Genomic DNA, 14,489 nt, shown 5'->3' with positions numbered 1-14,489 from the left:
AAGAAAAACCCCGAAAAGAACTTGCTTTTCGGGGCCTTTCTTTTATTCGCCTTCGTATTCCGCAATCGCTGTGGCAATTGCATCTTCAATCGGCGTCACTGTCGTTAAATCGTTATTGATGACAATTGAAAAGATTAATTTTTCCCCGTCTTTTGTTGAAGCATAGCCAGACAAAGAAGATACAGCGGTCAAGCTGCCCGTTTTAGCTGTGACATTGCCGGTTGCCGCTCCCGTCTTCATGCGGTTGCGGAGCGTTCCGCCTACCATGCGGTCCGCAGCTCCTGCTACAGGAAGCGACGTGAGGAATGTATCGTACCAGTCTTTGCCTTGCGCTGCATAAAGCAGCTGCGAAATTTCATTGGCCGGAACCAAGTTTACATGGGACATGCCGGAAGCATCGCGCAATTGAATCGTGTCCGTGTCGACTCCCAGATCAGCCGCTACCCCTTCCATGACTTCAATTCCTGCATCCCAGCTGCCTTCACCGGATACGACCCGGCCCATCTCTTTTGCCAGAATTTCTCCATGGCCGTTATTGCTCAGTTTCATAAATGGAATGAAAAGCTCACGCAGCGGCATGGATTTGCGTTCCGCAAGCAAAGTGCTTCCTTCAGGCGTCTTGCCCATGGCCATTTTATGTTTGCCGATCAACTGGATGCCTTCAGCCAATAACGCGTTTTCAAACAAGTCCAAGGCATAACCGGATGGTTCCCAAACTGCAATCCATTCACGCGTGCGCGATCCTTCAAGCGGCATTTCCCCTTCAATGATGATGTCATTGCTTCCGTGCTCACGCGTAATGGAGACGGTTTTTTCCTTTCCTGCCGCTACAGTCGTCGTTTTATTGATGATATTGACGTAATCGGTATAAGGCGTAAGCGTCACTTTTGTTTCGCTTCCTGCCCGGTCTCCCGGATTGACTTCCACAATGACTGACCCTGCGTCATAGTCTTCATTCGGCGAAGCCGTCAATGCGGATACTTGCCCGCCGTAGTAGTAAATTTCATCTTTCCACGTCAGGTCTTCAGACAAGCGTTCATCGTCGTACCACGTATCATCGCCAATCAAATCGCCTTTTACTTTTTGGATGCCCTGGCTTTTCAATTCGGCAGCAAACTGCTCAAAATCTTCCTGCAGCAAAGTCGGATCTCCCTTGCCTTTCAAATACAAATTTCCTTGCAGGACTTTCCCTGCCAGTTTTCCGTCAGTAAGCACTTCTGTGCTGAATTGATAATCCTCACCCAATGTCTCAAGGGCCGCTGTACTGCTGAACAACTTCGTATTGGAGGCCGGTTTCAGCCGGACATCTCCAAAATGGTCGTAAACCACTTCACCTGAATCCGCTTTCCGGATGCTGACGCCAGCCAGTGCCCCGTCCAGCCGCTCGTCCTGTAAAATCTGATTCACTCGATTGGCCAAGCCGGCATATTCTTCATCCGCACCGGCCGATTGATTGGTCTTTCCCCATTGCACCGGTGAAAAAGCCAATACCGCTGCTAAAAACAACAAAACTCCCCACTTCCAAGACCGCTTCTTTTCCACTGTTCCATCTCCCTCAATTGCGTGATAACAGAAGCGTATCATAAGAAGAAAAAGAATATTCCGATTTTTATGTAAATGAATCTATAAACATAGTAATTTTTATATCATATGATAAAATTATCCATTTATTAATAAAATAAAATTAGGTTGTTGCAAATAAAAAAGGAAGGCTCCATAGCCTTCCTTTTTCCTCTTCTATATTTCCTGTTTCACCACCAAATTGGCGGCTCGTCTATCAATAATTTCTGCGAAATACTCCAATTGTTTTTGAATCCGCTGTTCCACTTCTTTGTCGATGATCGGCTCTGCTGCATTCAATTTGTCAATTTGGCTGTCCACCAAGTAAACGCCTTTTAAATTTTGTCCTTTTAATGTGGCAAGCAAAGGTTTTAAGGTGTATTCAAGCGCCAATAGATGGGCGGAACTTCCGCCTGTCATCAGTGGCAATACCGGTGTATCCTGCAATACGTCTTGCGGCAAAAGGTCAATCAATGCTTTCAGAACGCCCGAATAAGCTGCTTTATAAACCGGGGAGCCTACAATAACCCCTTTTGCCCCGTGGATCAATGTGCTGATCTCCGCGATTGCATCACTGTTGTATCTTCCCAAAAACAAATCTTCCTGCGGTACGTCTCTTACGGACAGATGGCTGACCGAAAAGCCTCGTTCTTTCAGCAGTTCCCCTAAATGCTTTAATACTACTTCCGATCGCGAAGCCTCAGAAGGGCTTCCTGACAAAATTACGATATCACTCATTGCACTCTCCCTTTCTTGTTGAAACTAAGTACTACTCGTTTACTGGAAACAAAAAGCCTCCTTTCCTCATAAAAAGAGAAAAGAAGGCTTTGAATCCGTCCTGTTCTTATCTCTCAAGAATAAATTCTTGCTGGAGTTAGCACCTTCCTGACAAATGTCAGAGGTTGCTGAAGCGTCAACGGGCCAGTCCCTCGGCTTCTCTCGATAAGGTTATGAAGTTAATGTCTATCTTAATACTCGGATTTAGATTTGTCAATAAGACGATTGACTTTTCTGAATCTCGCGTAAAGAACTAAGCCAAGTGCCCCGGTTGCTGACACTGCTCCGTATACATAAAGCTGGTGGTCACTATAGAGGGATTGGAATACTTCATAATTGCCGTTCACATAAGCACCGATGCAAAGCATGGCCAAACACCAAGGATAGATGCCCACAAAAGTCAGCAGCAAATATTGGACAATTCCTATCTTACTCATGCCGGCGACGTACGAAATATAATTCCCGATTCCGAATGGCCGTGACAGCGCAATGCTCCAGATTCCATAACGCCGGAACAAATCAGATGCCCGCTGCAGGCCTTTCGTGAAGCTCTTCGGCAATAACGCATGCATTTTTTTGCCGAGAAAGTAGGGAATCAGACTGGCTGCACTGTATGTCGCGGCTAAAGCAATTGATAAAAGCGCCGCTTCTCCGAAATTGAGATTCAATAATCCTCCATAAGCAATAACGAGTACCACCCCGGGAAAAGGAAGTGAAGAACCTTCAAGAAACATAGCCGCAAGCAACCCGGACAGCCCAAGACTCTCAAGAAACGCCAGCAATTGCTCTACCAACATAGCCACTCTCCTTTCCTCAACTGATCAGCATCAGTTCAATGGCATTCGTTATTTTATGGGGAGAGGTGTATAAAAGCGATTGTTTGTGTTTTTGGACAGCTGCTTGATGGCGCTTGATTTGTTTGGTGTCTTCCAAGGTTCTCGCAATAAATTCCAGCAAATTTCCACTGCTTGGCAAAGCAAATGCCAGATTCTGTTCTATTAAATAACGGAGATTGATTTCTTCCTGCCCTGGAAGCGGAGCAGATACGAAAATTGGCAGCTCTTTTTCCAGCGCTTCACTGATCGTCACACCGCCAGGCTTTGTGACGAGCACGTCCACTTCGTTGTAAAGCCGGTTCATTTCTTCTTTTGAGGAAATATACGCCAATGGTTTAATAGCCGGATTGTTTAAAGCAGTAAGCTGTTTAAAAAGACGCTTGTTAGTGCCGCAAAGTACTCGGATTTCCCATTTGCTGCTGTCGATTCCTTCTTTCAGCTGCCCGATGATGTTTGACAATCCCGTGCTTCCTCCTGAAACTAAAACGGATACCGTTTGAGGCTCTTTGCTTCTTTTGCCTTCCCGGAATCGTCCGCTGACCGGAATGCCTGTAACAAATATGCGCTCTCTTGGAATTTGATATTCCTGTTGGAGCTTGTCTTTCATCGCTTCGGTTGCTGCAAAGTGAAATTCAATCCGGCTTCTGCCCCATACATCGTTGATAAAAAAATCTGTGTAGATATTCAAACATGGAACTGGACACCTTCCGCTTTCTTTTAATTTATTGATGAAGAAGGAAGGAAACCCGTGCGTACAGACAATCAGATCCGGTTTTTCTTCTGAGATAATTGTTTCCACTTTTTTCATGAACAGCCACTCAAAATATTTTGCAGAATGCTTTTCCTTTGAGCGAAAAGCAAATTGCCGATAAATCCAGCCATAAGAATGAGGCGACCGTCGGATCCACTGCAAATAAGCTTTCACTGTCACCATTTCGGCTTTGGCATTCCATTCGCTCAACAGGTCCACTTTTTTGCATTCCACTTCAAAAGAATCGCCCGCTACGTATTCAGAGAAAGCATCGGCAACTTGGTGATGGCCGGACGGCATACTGTTTAGAAGCGGAAAAATCAGGATTTTCTTCATGCTAAAGCACCTCCGCTAAACAATTCTCTTCTTGCAAAGACAGATGGACCTTTTCGAAAAAAGGGTAATCCTCCATTGCACCCCGATACAATAAGTCGAATTGTTCTGCATCGAATAAATCACTTGGCATCGTCAGGGAAGACGGTTTTGTTGAAACTTGGATGCCGCCGCATTGCAGAACTTCTGAGACAAATTGGGAACAGAAAAAAGCTTTTTCCCGTTCGAAGGCTTTCTGAAGTGCTATACCGAACAAGCCAGCCAAATTATACTTATACTGCTCATGGCGCTGCTCCATTTTATGGATAAACGCCCTCATGGCCGCATAGCCCTCCTCGGATACCTGACATTTGAATATTGCACAGTGCGCACGTTGAAATAATGCTCCATGCAAATCTTCTTTGACGAAACCTCCACTGAATGCTTTGTTCGCATTTTTCCTGCCAAAACTGTACACTTCATTCAGTTCCCGGTTGAATGACAGTGATACATGGCTGTATGGATGCCGTGTATACAGTTTGATCATTTTTGACAGCGGAGTCTTCGTATCGGTAAACACCATATAGACCTCCATTGTTTCATCTCCTCACCAGCCGCCTCTTGCAGCCCTGCGTTTTTACTTGTCTTTATTGTAGCCGGGTGCAAAAACTGCGACATCAGGCGCAGGACTTTTTATTGATAAGACTTGAGGTGTAGAAGATTCTAGGCCATTTAATTGTTGAAAACCGGGATTCCGACACAATTGGTTATAATATCGGCAAAATTAAGCATAAAAAGAGAGGTGCAAAGTATGCACCTCTCTTTTCAGCCTTCCCACTGGATATCCGTCGAATGGACAAGCCGTTCCCCTACGAAAATGCGGCATTGCACTTTAAAAAGACGCCAGCCGATCGATACTTTGATGTTTTCCGTTTCTCCGTCTTCATTCTTCACTTTGCCGAACAGCCGTGAACTCAGGTGGAAACCGAGTAATTCGTCCTGCAGCACGCCATCGACAAAAAGCTTTTCTCCTGCTATCGTTTTCTCCACTTGAATCGTGTGCGCCCCGTACTTCAGCTTCCAGACATCTCTCATTCCATCGCCTCCTGCACTTAGCTATTGAAGATAGTATAGCAGATAAAAGAAAAGACATTGCGTTTCCGCAATGCCTTCCTTTCTATTTACTGTTTAATCAATTCCAATTCAACCGGAATCGATGCTTCCACTTCTTCGCCGTCCAATGATTTCACAGCGGCTTCGACTGCAGTCTGGCCGATCAATTCAGGTTTCTGAGCGATCGTTCCAGCCAAACGACCTTCTTCCACTGCTTTTACAGCATCGTCTGTTGCATCAAACCCAACTACTGTAATATCTTTTCCAGCTGCTTCGATTGCTTCAAGAGCACCCAATGCCATTTCGTCGTTGTGCGCGAACACTCCCTTAATGTCAGGGTTTCCTTGCAGGATGTTTTCCATAACCGTCAAGCCTTCTGCACGGTCGAAGTTAGCAGTTTGTTTTGCTGCTACATCTAGGCTTTCAGCAGCCACTTTGTTAAAGCCTTCTCCGCGTTCACGTGCCGCTGAAGCTCCCGGAACACCTTCCAGTTCAGCTACTTGTGCACCGTCGCCAACCAGTTCCAACAAGTATTCTCCGGCCATTTCTCCGCCGGCAACGTTATCAGATGCAATGTGGGAAACCACTTCTCCGCCTGCTGCACTGCGGTCAACCGTGATTACCGGAATGTCTGCAGAGTTTGCAGATTCAACAGCAGCAATTACCGCTTCAGAATCCACAGGGTTGATCATGATCAAGTCTACGCCTTGTTGAATCAAATCTTCTACATCACTTGCTTGTTTTGCTGCGTCGTCCTGTGCATCCACTACAGAAATTGTTGCACCTAATTCTTCTGCTTTCGCTTCCGCGCCTTCGCTCAAAGTGACGAAGAACGGGTTGTTCAAGGTAGAAATAGAGAACCCGATTTTGTAATCGCCGCCGGACTCAGAGCCGCTTCCTGCATCTTCAGAATCCGAACCTGGAGCTTCCATCGAACAAGCTGCCAAAACCATCATTGCCATCAATGCCAATAGTAAGAACGTTTTTTTCATTTTCCAACACCCCTTATGCTGTTTTTTTGCGGTCCAAGAGAACCGCTAGTAATATGACTGCACCTTTAACCACTTGCTGGAAAAAGGATGAAACCCCGATTAAGTTCAAACCATTATTTAACACTCCAATAATCAACGCACCGATCAAGGTGCCGACAATCCAGCCGCGTCCACCGGTCAAGCTGGTGCCGCCAAGAACAACCGCTGCAATGGCGTCCAGCTCGAACATTTCCCCGGCAGTCGGCTGGGCTGAATTCAATCGTGAAGTCAAAATCAATGAAGCAAGCCCTGCCAGCAATCCAACCAGTGCATAAACGTAGATCTTTACGCGGTCGGCATTGATGCCGGAAAGAATTGACGCTTCTTCATTGCCGCCTACCGCAAATACACGGCGGCCAAAAGTTGTCTTTTTCAAGATGAAGTACAAAATCGCGAAACTGACCAGCATCGTGACAACCGGAACCGGAATTCCAAGGAAATAGCCTTTGCCAAGCATCTGGAAAGCCATATTATCCCCAAGTCCGGAAATCGGCCGGCCTTCTGTGTAAACGAGCGTCAGGCCACGGTAAATCGTCATTGTAGCAAGCGTCGCGATAAACGGCGCCACTTTCCCTTTGGCAATGATGATCCCATTAATAGCGCCTAAAACTGCACCCAGCAATAAGCCGAGCAGCATCGCCAAAATCGGATCCATGCCGCTTGCCATCATGCCGGCAGTGACTGCTCCGGTAAGGGCTAAAATCGAGCCGACCGACAAGTCGATTCCTCCGGTTAAAATAACAAATGTCATCCCGAATGCGATTAAGGCATTCATTGAAACTTGCCGCAAAACGTTCAGTAAGTTGCTCGTAGCCAGAAATCTTGGCTCTAAAATGGAAATAATAAGAATGATAAGAATCAGCCCGATAAACGGAGCAATTTTTTGTATGATTGACTGGTTAGCTGTTTTCAACTGCAAGTTTTCCACCTCCTGTAGCAAAATGCATAATTCGTTCCTGTGTCATTTCCTGTTTTGGCAAGTCAGCCGTCACTTTTCCTTCGTGCATGACGATGACCCGGTCCGCCATTCCGATCACTTCCGGCAACTCGGACGAAATCATTAAAATCGCTACGCCGCGTTCTGCCAATTCGTTGATGATCGAGTAAATTTCTTTTTTCGCCCCGACATCCACTCCGCGGGTCGGTTCATCCAGAATCAGCAGTTCCGGCTCAATGCCGAGCCATTTCGCGATAACCACTTTCTGCTGGTTCCCGCCGCTCAAAGATTTTGCCGTCTGGGTTGGTCCGGATGTACGGATTCCGAGACGTTTGACCATCCCTTCATAGAGCGAGCGCTCTTTATCTTTGGAAATCAGGCCATTTTTCGAAATCGATGAAAAATTGGTCATGCTGACATTTTCTTCTACGGTGAAATCAACAATCAGCCCTTCGGATTTGCGGTCTTCGGTTACATAGCCGATGCCCAATTCCTTCGCTGTTTTCGGTTTATCGATTTTTACTTCCCGCCCGTCCAATACGACAGTTCCTGAATCCGCTTTCTTATAGCCGAACAGCGATTGGGCCACTTCGGTACGCCCGGCCCCCATCAGCCCTGCAATCGAAAGCACTTCGCCTTTGCGGATTTCAAATGAGACGTCTTCGAAACAGTCTTTCCGCGACAAGCCTTTGACGGCCAATTTGACATCGCCAATTTGTGCATTGCGCTCAGGGAAACGCTCTCCCAGTTCGCGGCCTACCATCATTTGGACAATTTCTTCAAAAGAGGTTTCTTTGATATTCCGGTCTCCGACGTATTGTCCGTCCCGCAAGATTGTAATGCGGTCACATAAAGCGAAAATCTCTTCCATACGGTGAGAGATATAGATGAACGAAACGCCCTTGCTTTGCAAGCCTCGTACGGTATCAAACAAGGTATCAATTTCCCGGTCTGTCAAAGCCGCTGTCGGTTCATCCATGACAATCACTTCAGCATTGGCGGACAAAGCCTTTGCAATTTCCACAATCTGCTGCTGGCCAACCGACAATGTGCTTGCCGGCTGGGACGGATCAACGTTCAAGCCGAGTTCCGCTAAAGCTTTCCGTGTCTTCTCGCGCATCGCTTTGGTTTTCAGGATTCCGCTGCGGCCGAACGTTTCTTCTTTACCAAGAAACAGGTTATCGGTGATCGATAGATGCGGCAGGATGTTCAATTCCTGGTGAATCACTGCAATTCCCGCTTCTTCCGCTTGCTTGGGTGAAGTAAACTCCACTTCTTTCCCTTTTACTTCAATCGTTCCGCTGTCGCGGGAATAAATGCCGGTCAATATTTTCATCATGGTCGACTTGCCGGCACCATTCTCACCCATCAAGGCGTGAATTTCCCCTTTTTCCAAAGAAAACTGGACATCTTTCAGCACCTGGTTCCCACTGAATGATTTTGATATATTGGTCATTTTAATCATGGCGGCTCACCTCCCAGTTAAAAAATCACGCCAGAACGAAGGACAATATTTGCGTAAGGTGTCGCTTCCCCTGTACGGATAATCAGTTTCGCTTGTTTGCTTTGTTCTTTTAATTCCTCGTGTGATATATAATCCGCTTTAAGCTGCTCCAGAATCTTCTTTTCCACTTCCGGATTGCCTTCGGTTATTTCCCGGGCAATGAAAGCCGCTTCCGCTTGAAAGTCATCCAGCACTGCCTCAAGAACCGTTAGGAACGAAGGCTCACCAATGCGGTAAGATAAATCGATACATGGAACGCCTTTTGGAATCGGCAGACCGCAGTCACCGATAACCAGCAAATCCGTATGGCCGAAAGAAGCAAGAGAAGCAGCGATATCGCGGTTGATCATTCCCAACTTTTTCATAGCTCTCTTCCTCCTAATCGTGCCAGAACTTCTTCACGTTTCGGCATGCCGCCTTGGGCACCGAATTTTTCCACTGATAATGAAGCTGCCGCGTTGGCAAAGCGTACGGCTTCTTCAAATGGCATGCCTTCAGCCAATGCAACACCGAGCGCTCCATTAAATGTATCGCCTGCGCCCGTTGTATCAATTGCTTCGGTAGCAAATCCTTCTACGGTCACGTGGCGGGAGCCATCAAAATAGCGCGCGCCTTTTTGGCCGATTGTGACGATTAGCCGGTTTGGGTATTGTTCGAGCGCAGTTTCCCAATCCTCTCCGAACATTTCCTCTGCTTCGGTTTCATTCGGCGTTAAGTACGTCGCATAAGGCAGGAATTCATCGGTGAAGCCTGTAGCTGGAGCCGGATTTAAAATCGTTGGAACTCCGTGCCGATGGCAAATTTCCAAGGTGCGCTGAATGACTGGAATCGGGATTTCAAGCTGCATGATCACCATACGGCTGTTTGCCAGCCGGGATTCAAATGCATCCATCTCCTCTGTTTCCAATTGATGGTTCGCACCCGGCACAACAATGATCCGATTGTCGCCTTCAGACAATAGAATATTGGCAATGCCGCTTGTTCCATCAACCCGTTTCACTGCATCGACCTGAATGGATTCCGCTTTTAGGCCCGCAAGCAATTCGTCTCCGAAAGCATCCGTCCCCACAGCGCCGATCATTTGGACTTTGCCGCCAAGCCTCGCTGCTGCAACAGCCTGATTGGCGCCTTTCCCTCCAGGAACTGTCGTATACAAATCACCGAGCGCCGTTTCGCCTTGTTTCGGAAAACGGCTGGTGCGTACGACCAGATCCATATTTATGCTTCCTACTACTGTAATCATTTTTCCACGCTCCTTGTGGTTCCACGGATTTTCAACTGGACCGGCACTTCAAAGAAATGCTGCTCTTCCACTTGATTTTCGATCCGTTTGATCAAAACACGGGTGGCAATGGCCCCCATTTTATAAACATCCTGTGCGACGGTCGTCAAGCCCGGTGTCAGCATTGCACCCATCGCGATTCCATCAAAGCCGACAACCTGCAGTTCATCCGGCACATTGATGCCTAGCTTGCTTGCAGCTTTTAAAGCACCCGCTGCTGACACATCGCTGCTGGCGAAAATGCCGTCGATGTCTTTGTGTTCCCTCAGGACTTCATCCACTATTTTTTCCGAGTCGGCAAAATGGAAAGGGCAAACCACTATCTGATAATCCACACCGGCATCTCGGATGGCATCCATAAAGCCCTCGTAGCGGTCGTTTGCCGGATTCAGTTCTTCCGGCCCGCGCAGGAAAAGGATTTTTTTGCAGTTCCTCTCCAACAGTACACGGGTCCCGATTGCAGCGCCTTCTCTGTTATTCGAGGCAACCGTTGGAATGTGCTCGTTAATTGCCCGGTCAAGCGCCACGATCGGCAGCGCCATATTGGCGTAATGCGGCGCGTCGAGCTGATTGGATGTCACAATAAAACCATCGATGTATTTTTTCTTTAACGTCTCAAGGTAATTTTTTTCTTTTTCTGGATTTTCATCCGAATTGCACAAAATGACGGTATAGCCATAGGTCAAAGCCACGTCTTCCACTGCCCGGGCCAATTCCGGAAAGAATGGATTGGTGATGTCCGGCACTATGAGACCGATTAAATTGGTCTTTTTCGTGTTGAGGGACCGGGCAACAGGATTCAGCTCATACTTTAATTCTTTTACAGCAGCAGCCACTGCTTTCGCTGCATCTCCGCTGACATATCCGCTGTCGTTTAAGTAGCGGGATACTGTCGCTACGGAAACTCCTGCTTTTTTCGCCACGTCTCTAATCGTCGTCATAAATATGCTCCGTTCTGTCCGAATGTGTAACCGGTTACACAGAATATACAACGCTGTTACACCCCTTGTCAATGTGAAGATTTTCCATATTAAAAGGATTTTCATCAACAGATGAAAATCCTTTTATAAACTATTTATAATATTCCAAGCACATATTTGTTAGATTACCGATTTATTCGTAAATGCCGACACTATCAAAACCTTCAGCGGTGGCTTTCACTTCAGCGCTCTCTTCTCCATAAATGTCTGCTGCCGACTGAATAATAGCCTGACGCGCATCACTGAAATTAGAAGTCGGCGTTAAATACACTGTAAGCGCCCGATAAAAAATTTGGCCCAGCTTTTCTTTTCCGATTTTTTCACCGATCAAATACGCCGCATGGTTGGTAATGGACGAGTTGATGTGCACACCGCCATTATCAAGACTTCTTGGCAGGTCGTAGTATTCGTCCATATGCGAAGGGTAGTTGCCTTCTCCGTTTCCGTAAGGAACGTAATCCGCCTTAACCGGGTATTTGCTTGGGTCGCTCAAACTGCGGAGCGATGCGCGGCCATCCGCTTTCGCCCCTGGCCCCATAATATCTTCTCCGACTTCCCAGTCCTCACTGTCGATCAATGCCCCGAAGATGTCAGCAAACGATTCGTTCAATGCACCTGACTGGAAGCGGTACTGAAGGTTAGCAGAGTTTGTGATGACCCCGTGCGTCATTTCATGCGCAGCGACGTCAAGCCCTGCAGATAATGGCACCATGTAAGAACCATCCCCGTCGCCGTAAGTCATCTGGCGGCCATTCCAGAAGGCGTTATTGTAATTTTCGCCGTAATGCACGTAAGAAACGATGGCCATTCCTTTGTCATCGAGTGAATTCCGCCCATGTTCCTCTAAGTAATAATCATAGACGACTTCCGAGTTGTAATGCGCATCCACTGCTGCACGCTGGTAGTCGTCTTTCCATGATGCACTGTTGTTGGAAAAGATTTTGCCGTCATTTGCATCGTAAGTGAAAATCCCTTCCAATCCCGCATGCGAAGTATCCGACAAACTGAAAATCGTTCCTTGGTTCGGAAGTTTGGTCCGTGTGGTATGTATTTTCCGCTGTGCACCAAGGACGCCTGTTCCAACCGATTCGTGATGGTTGTCCACATGCATCAATGCATTATACTGGTCGATGGCTTTCCCGCTTTTCGCATCAATAAAGGCAAACCAGTTCCCTGGTTTTTCACCGAGGAAGTTGACGTTCACTTTATAGGCCAAATGATTGGTTCCTTCAAAAGGATAAATCACCAGTTCCGCTGAAGGAGTTTCTTCCAGTTGTGCTGGAGCGTTTACCGCCTGCTTCGCTGCTTCCACCGCTGCCGATTCACTGACAACTGCTGATGTGTCGATCTCCTCGGTTGCTTCCGGAACATGGCTGCCATTTACAGACACCAGTTCATCTTGTTTATTATAATGGACAACCACTTCTGCTCCTTCTACTGGAATGCCTTTCACGGTCTGGTTAAAGCGGATATGTTTCATGCCAAGCGAATCTTTCTGGATGTTTTTCACTTTCAAGTTCTTATCCGGTTGGGCTACGCCAACATGCTTTTCATTCTTCTTCAAATAATCCAAAGCATGGGCTGCCGTGCTGCCCACCTGCTTTTCACCAAACTTTTCTTTCACAAAAACGGGTACGCTGCTCGTTTCGTTCCCCACCTTGCCGGAATCATCCGGTGGCGCAGCCAAGACATTAACTGCAGAAAATGAACTAAGTACAAGAGCTGAAGATAATAAGACTGGAACAAAATAATTTTTCTTCAAATTTATTCCTCCCTTTTCATTCTGACATTAGTATAGAAAAGAATTTCTATTCGAACAATAATAAACTGAAAAGTTTTAATATTTGAATTATACGACCTATTAATTCGATTCTCGAATTATATCTATCCACTTAGCCTAAAAAACTGCAGCTGTAAATTTAAGGGATAGCTAGGCACTTAGACCTTCCTCAGAAATAGAAAAAACCTCCTTCTACTCGTCCGGAAATTCCGAGCGGAAGAAAGAGGTTCTTTTATTTTTACGCTTCTGCTTCTTCTGTTTTCAAGACACGCTTGCCTTCAGTTTCTGCCACATATACCGCACATGCCGCATCTCCTGAAATATTGATAGCTGTCCGTGTCATATCGAGCAAGCGGTCAATTCCGATAACGAGACCGATTCCTGCAACCGGCAAGTTGACACTTCCCAGAACCATAGCGAGCATAATAAGCCCCACTCCAGGAACTCCTGCTGTTCCAATACTGGCTAGTACTGCGGTTAATACAACCGTCGCCAGTTCAATAGCCGTCAAATCAACGCCATATGCCTGTGCTATGAACATGGTAGCCACACCCTGCATAATAGCTGTTCCATCCATATTGATTGTTGCACCGAGCGGCTGTACAAATGAGCTGATGGATTTTGGCACTCCCAAGTCTTTCTGTGCTACTTCCATAGATACTGGAAGCGTAGCTGTACTGCTTGATGTGCTGAAAGCCACCGTCATAGCCGGTGCGAACTTTTTGAAAAACCAAATCGGATTTTTCTTCGCCAAAAATGCAACTGTTCCGCCGTAAGTGAAAGCCGCATGGAGCAGCAATGCTGCTAAAATAACGACCATATACGAACCCATGGCTTTCATGGCAGAGAAACCTTGCGATCCTACAGCAGTCGCGATTAAACCGAATGTACCGTATGGCGCAAATTTCATAACTAAGCCGACCAGATACATCATAATTTCATTTCCTTGTTCAATTAATTTGACGACGCCTCTCGTTTTTTCTCCGAGCGCAGTCAAAGCCAAACCGACAAATACAGCAAACACAATAATTTGCAGCATATTGCCTTCTGTCATAGCAGCCAATGGATTAGCTGGAATAATGTTTAAAAGCGTTTCAGCTACTGCCGGAGCTTCTTCCACTTCGAATGAAGCGTTTTCAAGATCGAAATCACCTGCAAGCCCCGGTTTAATTACCGCTGCCAAACCAAGCCCAATTAAAATTGCAATAGTTGTGGTTACTAAAAAGTATGCAATGGTCTTAAAACCGATGCGACCAAGCTTTGCCGGATCACCAAGACCTGTCGTTCCAAGAATGATTGAAAACAGTACGAGGGGTACGACAAGCATCTTAATCAGGCTTAAAAAGATTTGGCCAAGTGGGACAAATAAATATGTATTTAAATTTTCGAATGCCCCGGGTGCGAATAAATTAATCAGCAAGCCCACAATTGCCCCGAGAACAAGTCCGGATAATACTTTCACAGTCAAACTATTTTTTTTCATGCATCTCTTCCTTTTTTTTCAGACTTAAACAATAGTTTAACCGAAACATAAAATAATATACAAGCTTTAAATATATCTTAATATAATGATATGTCATTATATTTAAATAGCGCTATTCAAAAACGCTACTATTATCATAAGTG

Annotated in this window: 14 protein-coding genes and 1 riboswitch; all 14 genes read right to left on the bottom strand. The window is 46.3% G+C overall.

Features of this window, described 5'->3' with window-relative positions; translation table 11 throughout:
• Positions 1–42: 42 nt before the first annotated feature.
• The gene (gene dacB / locus HU147_RS02890) at positions 43–1,584 is read right to left on the bottom strand and encodes a D-alanyl-D-alanine carboxypeptidase/D-alanyl-D-alanine endopeptidase (protein ID WP_440137281.1); all 1,542 of its coding nucleotides are present in this window, start codon (positions 1,582–1,584) and stop codon (positions 43–45) included.
• A 153-nt stretch (positions 1,585–1,737) separates the two neighbouring features.
• On the bottom strand, positions 1,738–2,298 hold the full coding sequence (gene ssuE / locus HU147_RS02885; RefSeq protein ID WP_224074804.1) for an NADPH-dependent FMN reductase: 561 nt from the start codon (positions 2,296–2,298) through the stop codon (positions 1,738–1,740).
• Positions 2,299–2,401: 103 nt separating this feature from the next.
• A riboswitch (SAM riboswitch) is annotated at positions 2,402–2,509 on the bottom strand.
• A 19-nt stretch (positions 2,510–2,528) separates the two neighbouring features.
• Positions 2,529–3,134 (bottom strand): DedA family protein, encoded by a 606-nt coding sequence (locus HU147_RS02880; RefSeq protein ID WP_224074803.1) that lies wholly within the window; start codon positions 3,132–3,134, stop codon positions 2,529–2,531.
• Between the two features lie 16 nt (positions 3,135–3,150).
• Complete coding sequence (locus HU147_RS02875; protein ID WP_224074802.1) at positions 3,151–4,260, bottom strand: MGDG synthase family glycosyltransferase; 1,110 nt, start codon at positions 4,258–4,260, stop codon at positions 3,151–3,153.
• 1 nt (position 4,261) lies between these two features.
• Complete coding sequence (locus tag HU147_RS02870) at positions 4,262–4,831, bottom strand: hypothetical protein (RefSeq protein WP_224074801.1); 570 nt, start codon at positions 4,829–4,831, stop codon at positions 4,262–4,264.
• 230 nt (positions 4,832–5,061) lie between these two features.
• Positions 5,062–5,331, bottom strand: coding sequence for a hypothetical protein (locus HU147_RS02865; RefSeq protein ID WP_224074800.1), 270 nt, complete (start codon positions 5,329–5,331; stop codon positions 5,062–5,064).
• Positions 5,332–5,417: 86 nt separating this feature from the next.
• A complete protein-coding gene (rbsB, locus tag HU147_RS02860; protein ID WP_224074799.1) occupies positions 5,418–6,341 on the bottom strand; it encodes a ribose ABC transporter substrate-binding protein RbsB in 924 nt (307 codons plus the stop codon).
• Positions 6,342–6,354: 13 nt separating this feature from the next.
• The gene (locus HU147_RS02855) at positions 6,355–7,299 is read right to left on the bottom strand and encodes an ABC transporter permease subunit (RefSeq protein WP_224074798.1); all 945 of its coding nucleotides are present in this window, start codon (positions 7,297–7,299) and stop codon (positions 6,355–6,357) included.
• Positions 7,280–8,782 carry a sugar ABC transporter ATP-binding protein gene (locus HU147_RS02850; protein ID WP_224074797.1) on the bottom strand — a complete coding sequence of 501 codons (1,503 nt, stop codon included), beginning with the start codon at positions 8,780–8,782 and terminating at the stop codon, positions 7,280–7,282. Before HU147_RS02850 ends, HU147_RS02855 begins: the two co-directional genes overlap by 20 nt.
• 17 nt (positions 8,783–8,799) lie before the next feature.
• The gene (gene rbsD / locus HU147_RS02845) at positions 8,800–9,186 is read right to left on the bottom strand and encodes a D-ribose pyranase (RefSeq protein WP_224074796.1); all 387 of its coding nucleotides are present in this window, start codon (positions 9,184–9,186) and stop codon (positions 8,800–8,802) included.
• Positions 9,183–10,064: a ribokinase gene (gene rbsK / locus HU147_RS02840; protein ID WP_224074795.1), complete on the bottom strand. Its 882-nt coding sequence runs from the start codon at positions 10,062–10,064 to the stop codon at positions 9,183–9,185. Before rbsK ends, rbsD begins: the two co-directional genes overlap by 4 nt.
• A complete protein-coding gene (locus HU147_RS02835; RefSeq protein ID WP_224074794.1) occupies positions 10,061–11,044 on the bottom strand; it encodes a LacI family DNA-binding transcriptional regulator in 984 nt (327 codons plus the stop codon). Before HU147_RS02835 ends, rbsK begins: the two co-directional genes overlap by 4 nt.
• A 172-nt stretch (positions 11,045–11,216) precedes the next feature.
• A complete protein-coding gene (locus HU147_RS02830) occupies positions 11,217–12,845 on the bottom strand; it encodes a M4 family metallopeptidase (protein WP_224074793.1) in 1,629 nt (542 codons plus the stop codon).
• A gap of 256 nt (positions 12,846–13,101) precedes the next feature.
• On the bottom strand, positions 13,102–14,346 hold the full coding sequence (locus HU147_RS02825; protein WP_224074792.1) for a dicarboxylate/amino acid:cation symporter: 1,245 nt from the start codon (positions 14,344–14,346) through the stop codon (positions 13,102–13,104).
• Between the last annotated feature and the right edge of the window lie 143 nt (positions 14,347–14,489).

It is taken from the genome of Planococcus chinensis (assembly GCF_020071995.1).
GTDB lineage: Bacteria > Bacillota > Bacilli > Bacillales_A > Planococcaceae > Planococcus > Planococcus chinensis_A.
Note: the sequence above shows the minus strand (reverse complement) of the source record. Positions and strands in the feature narration are given on the sequence as shown.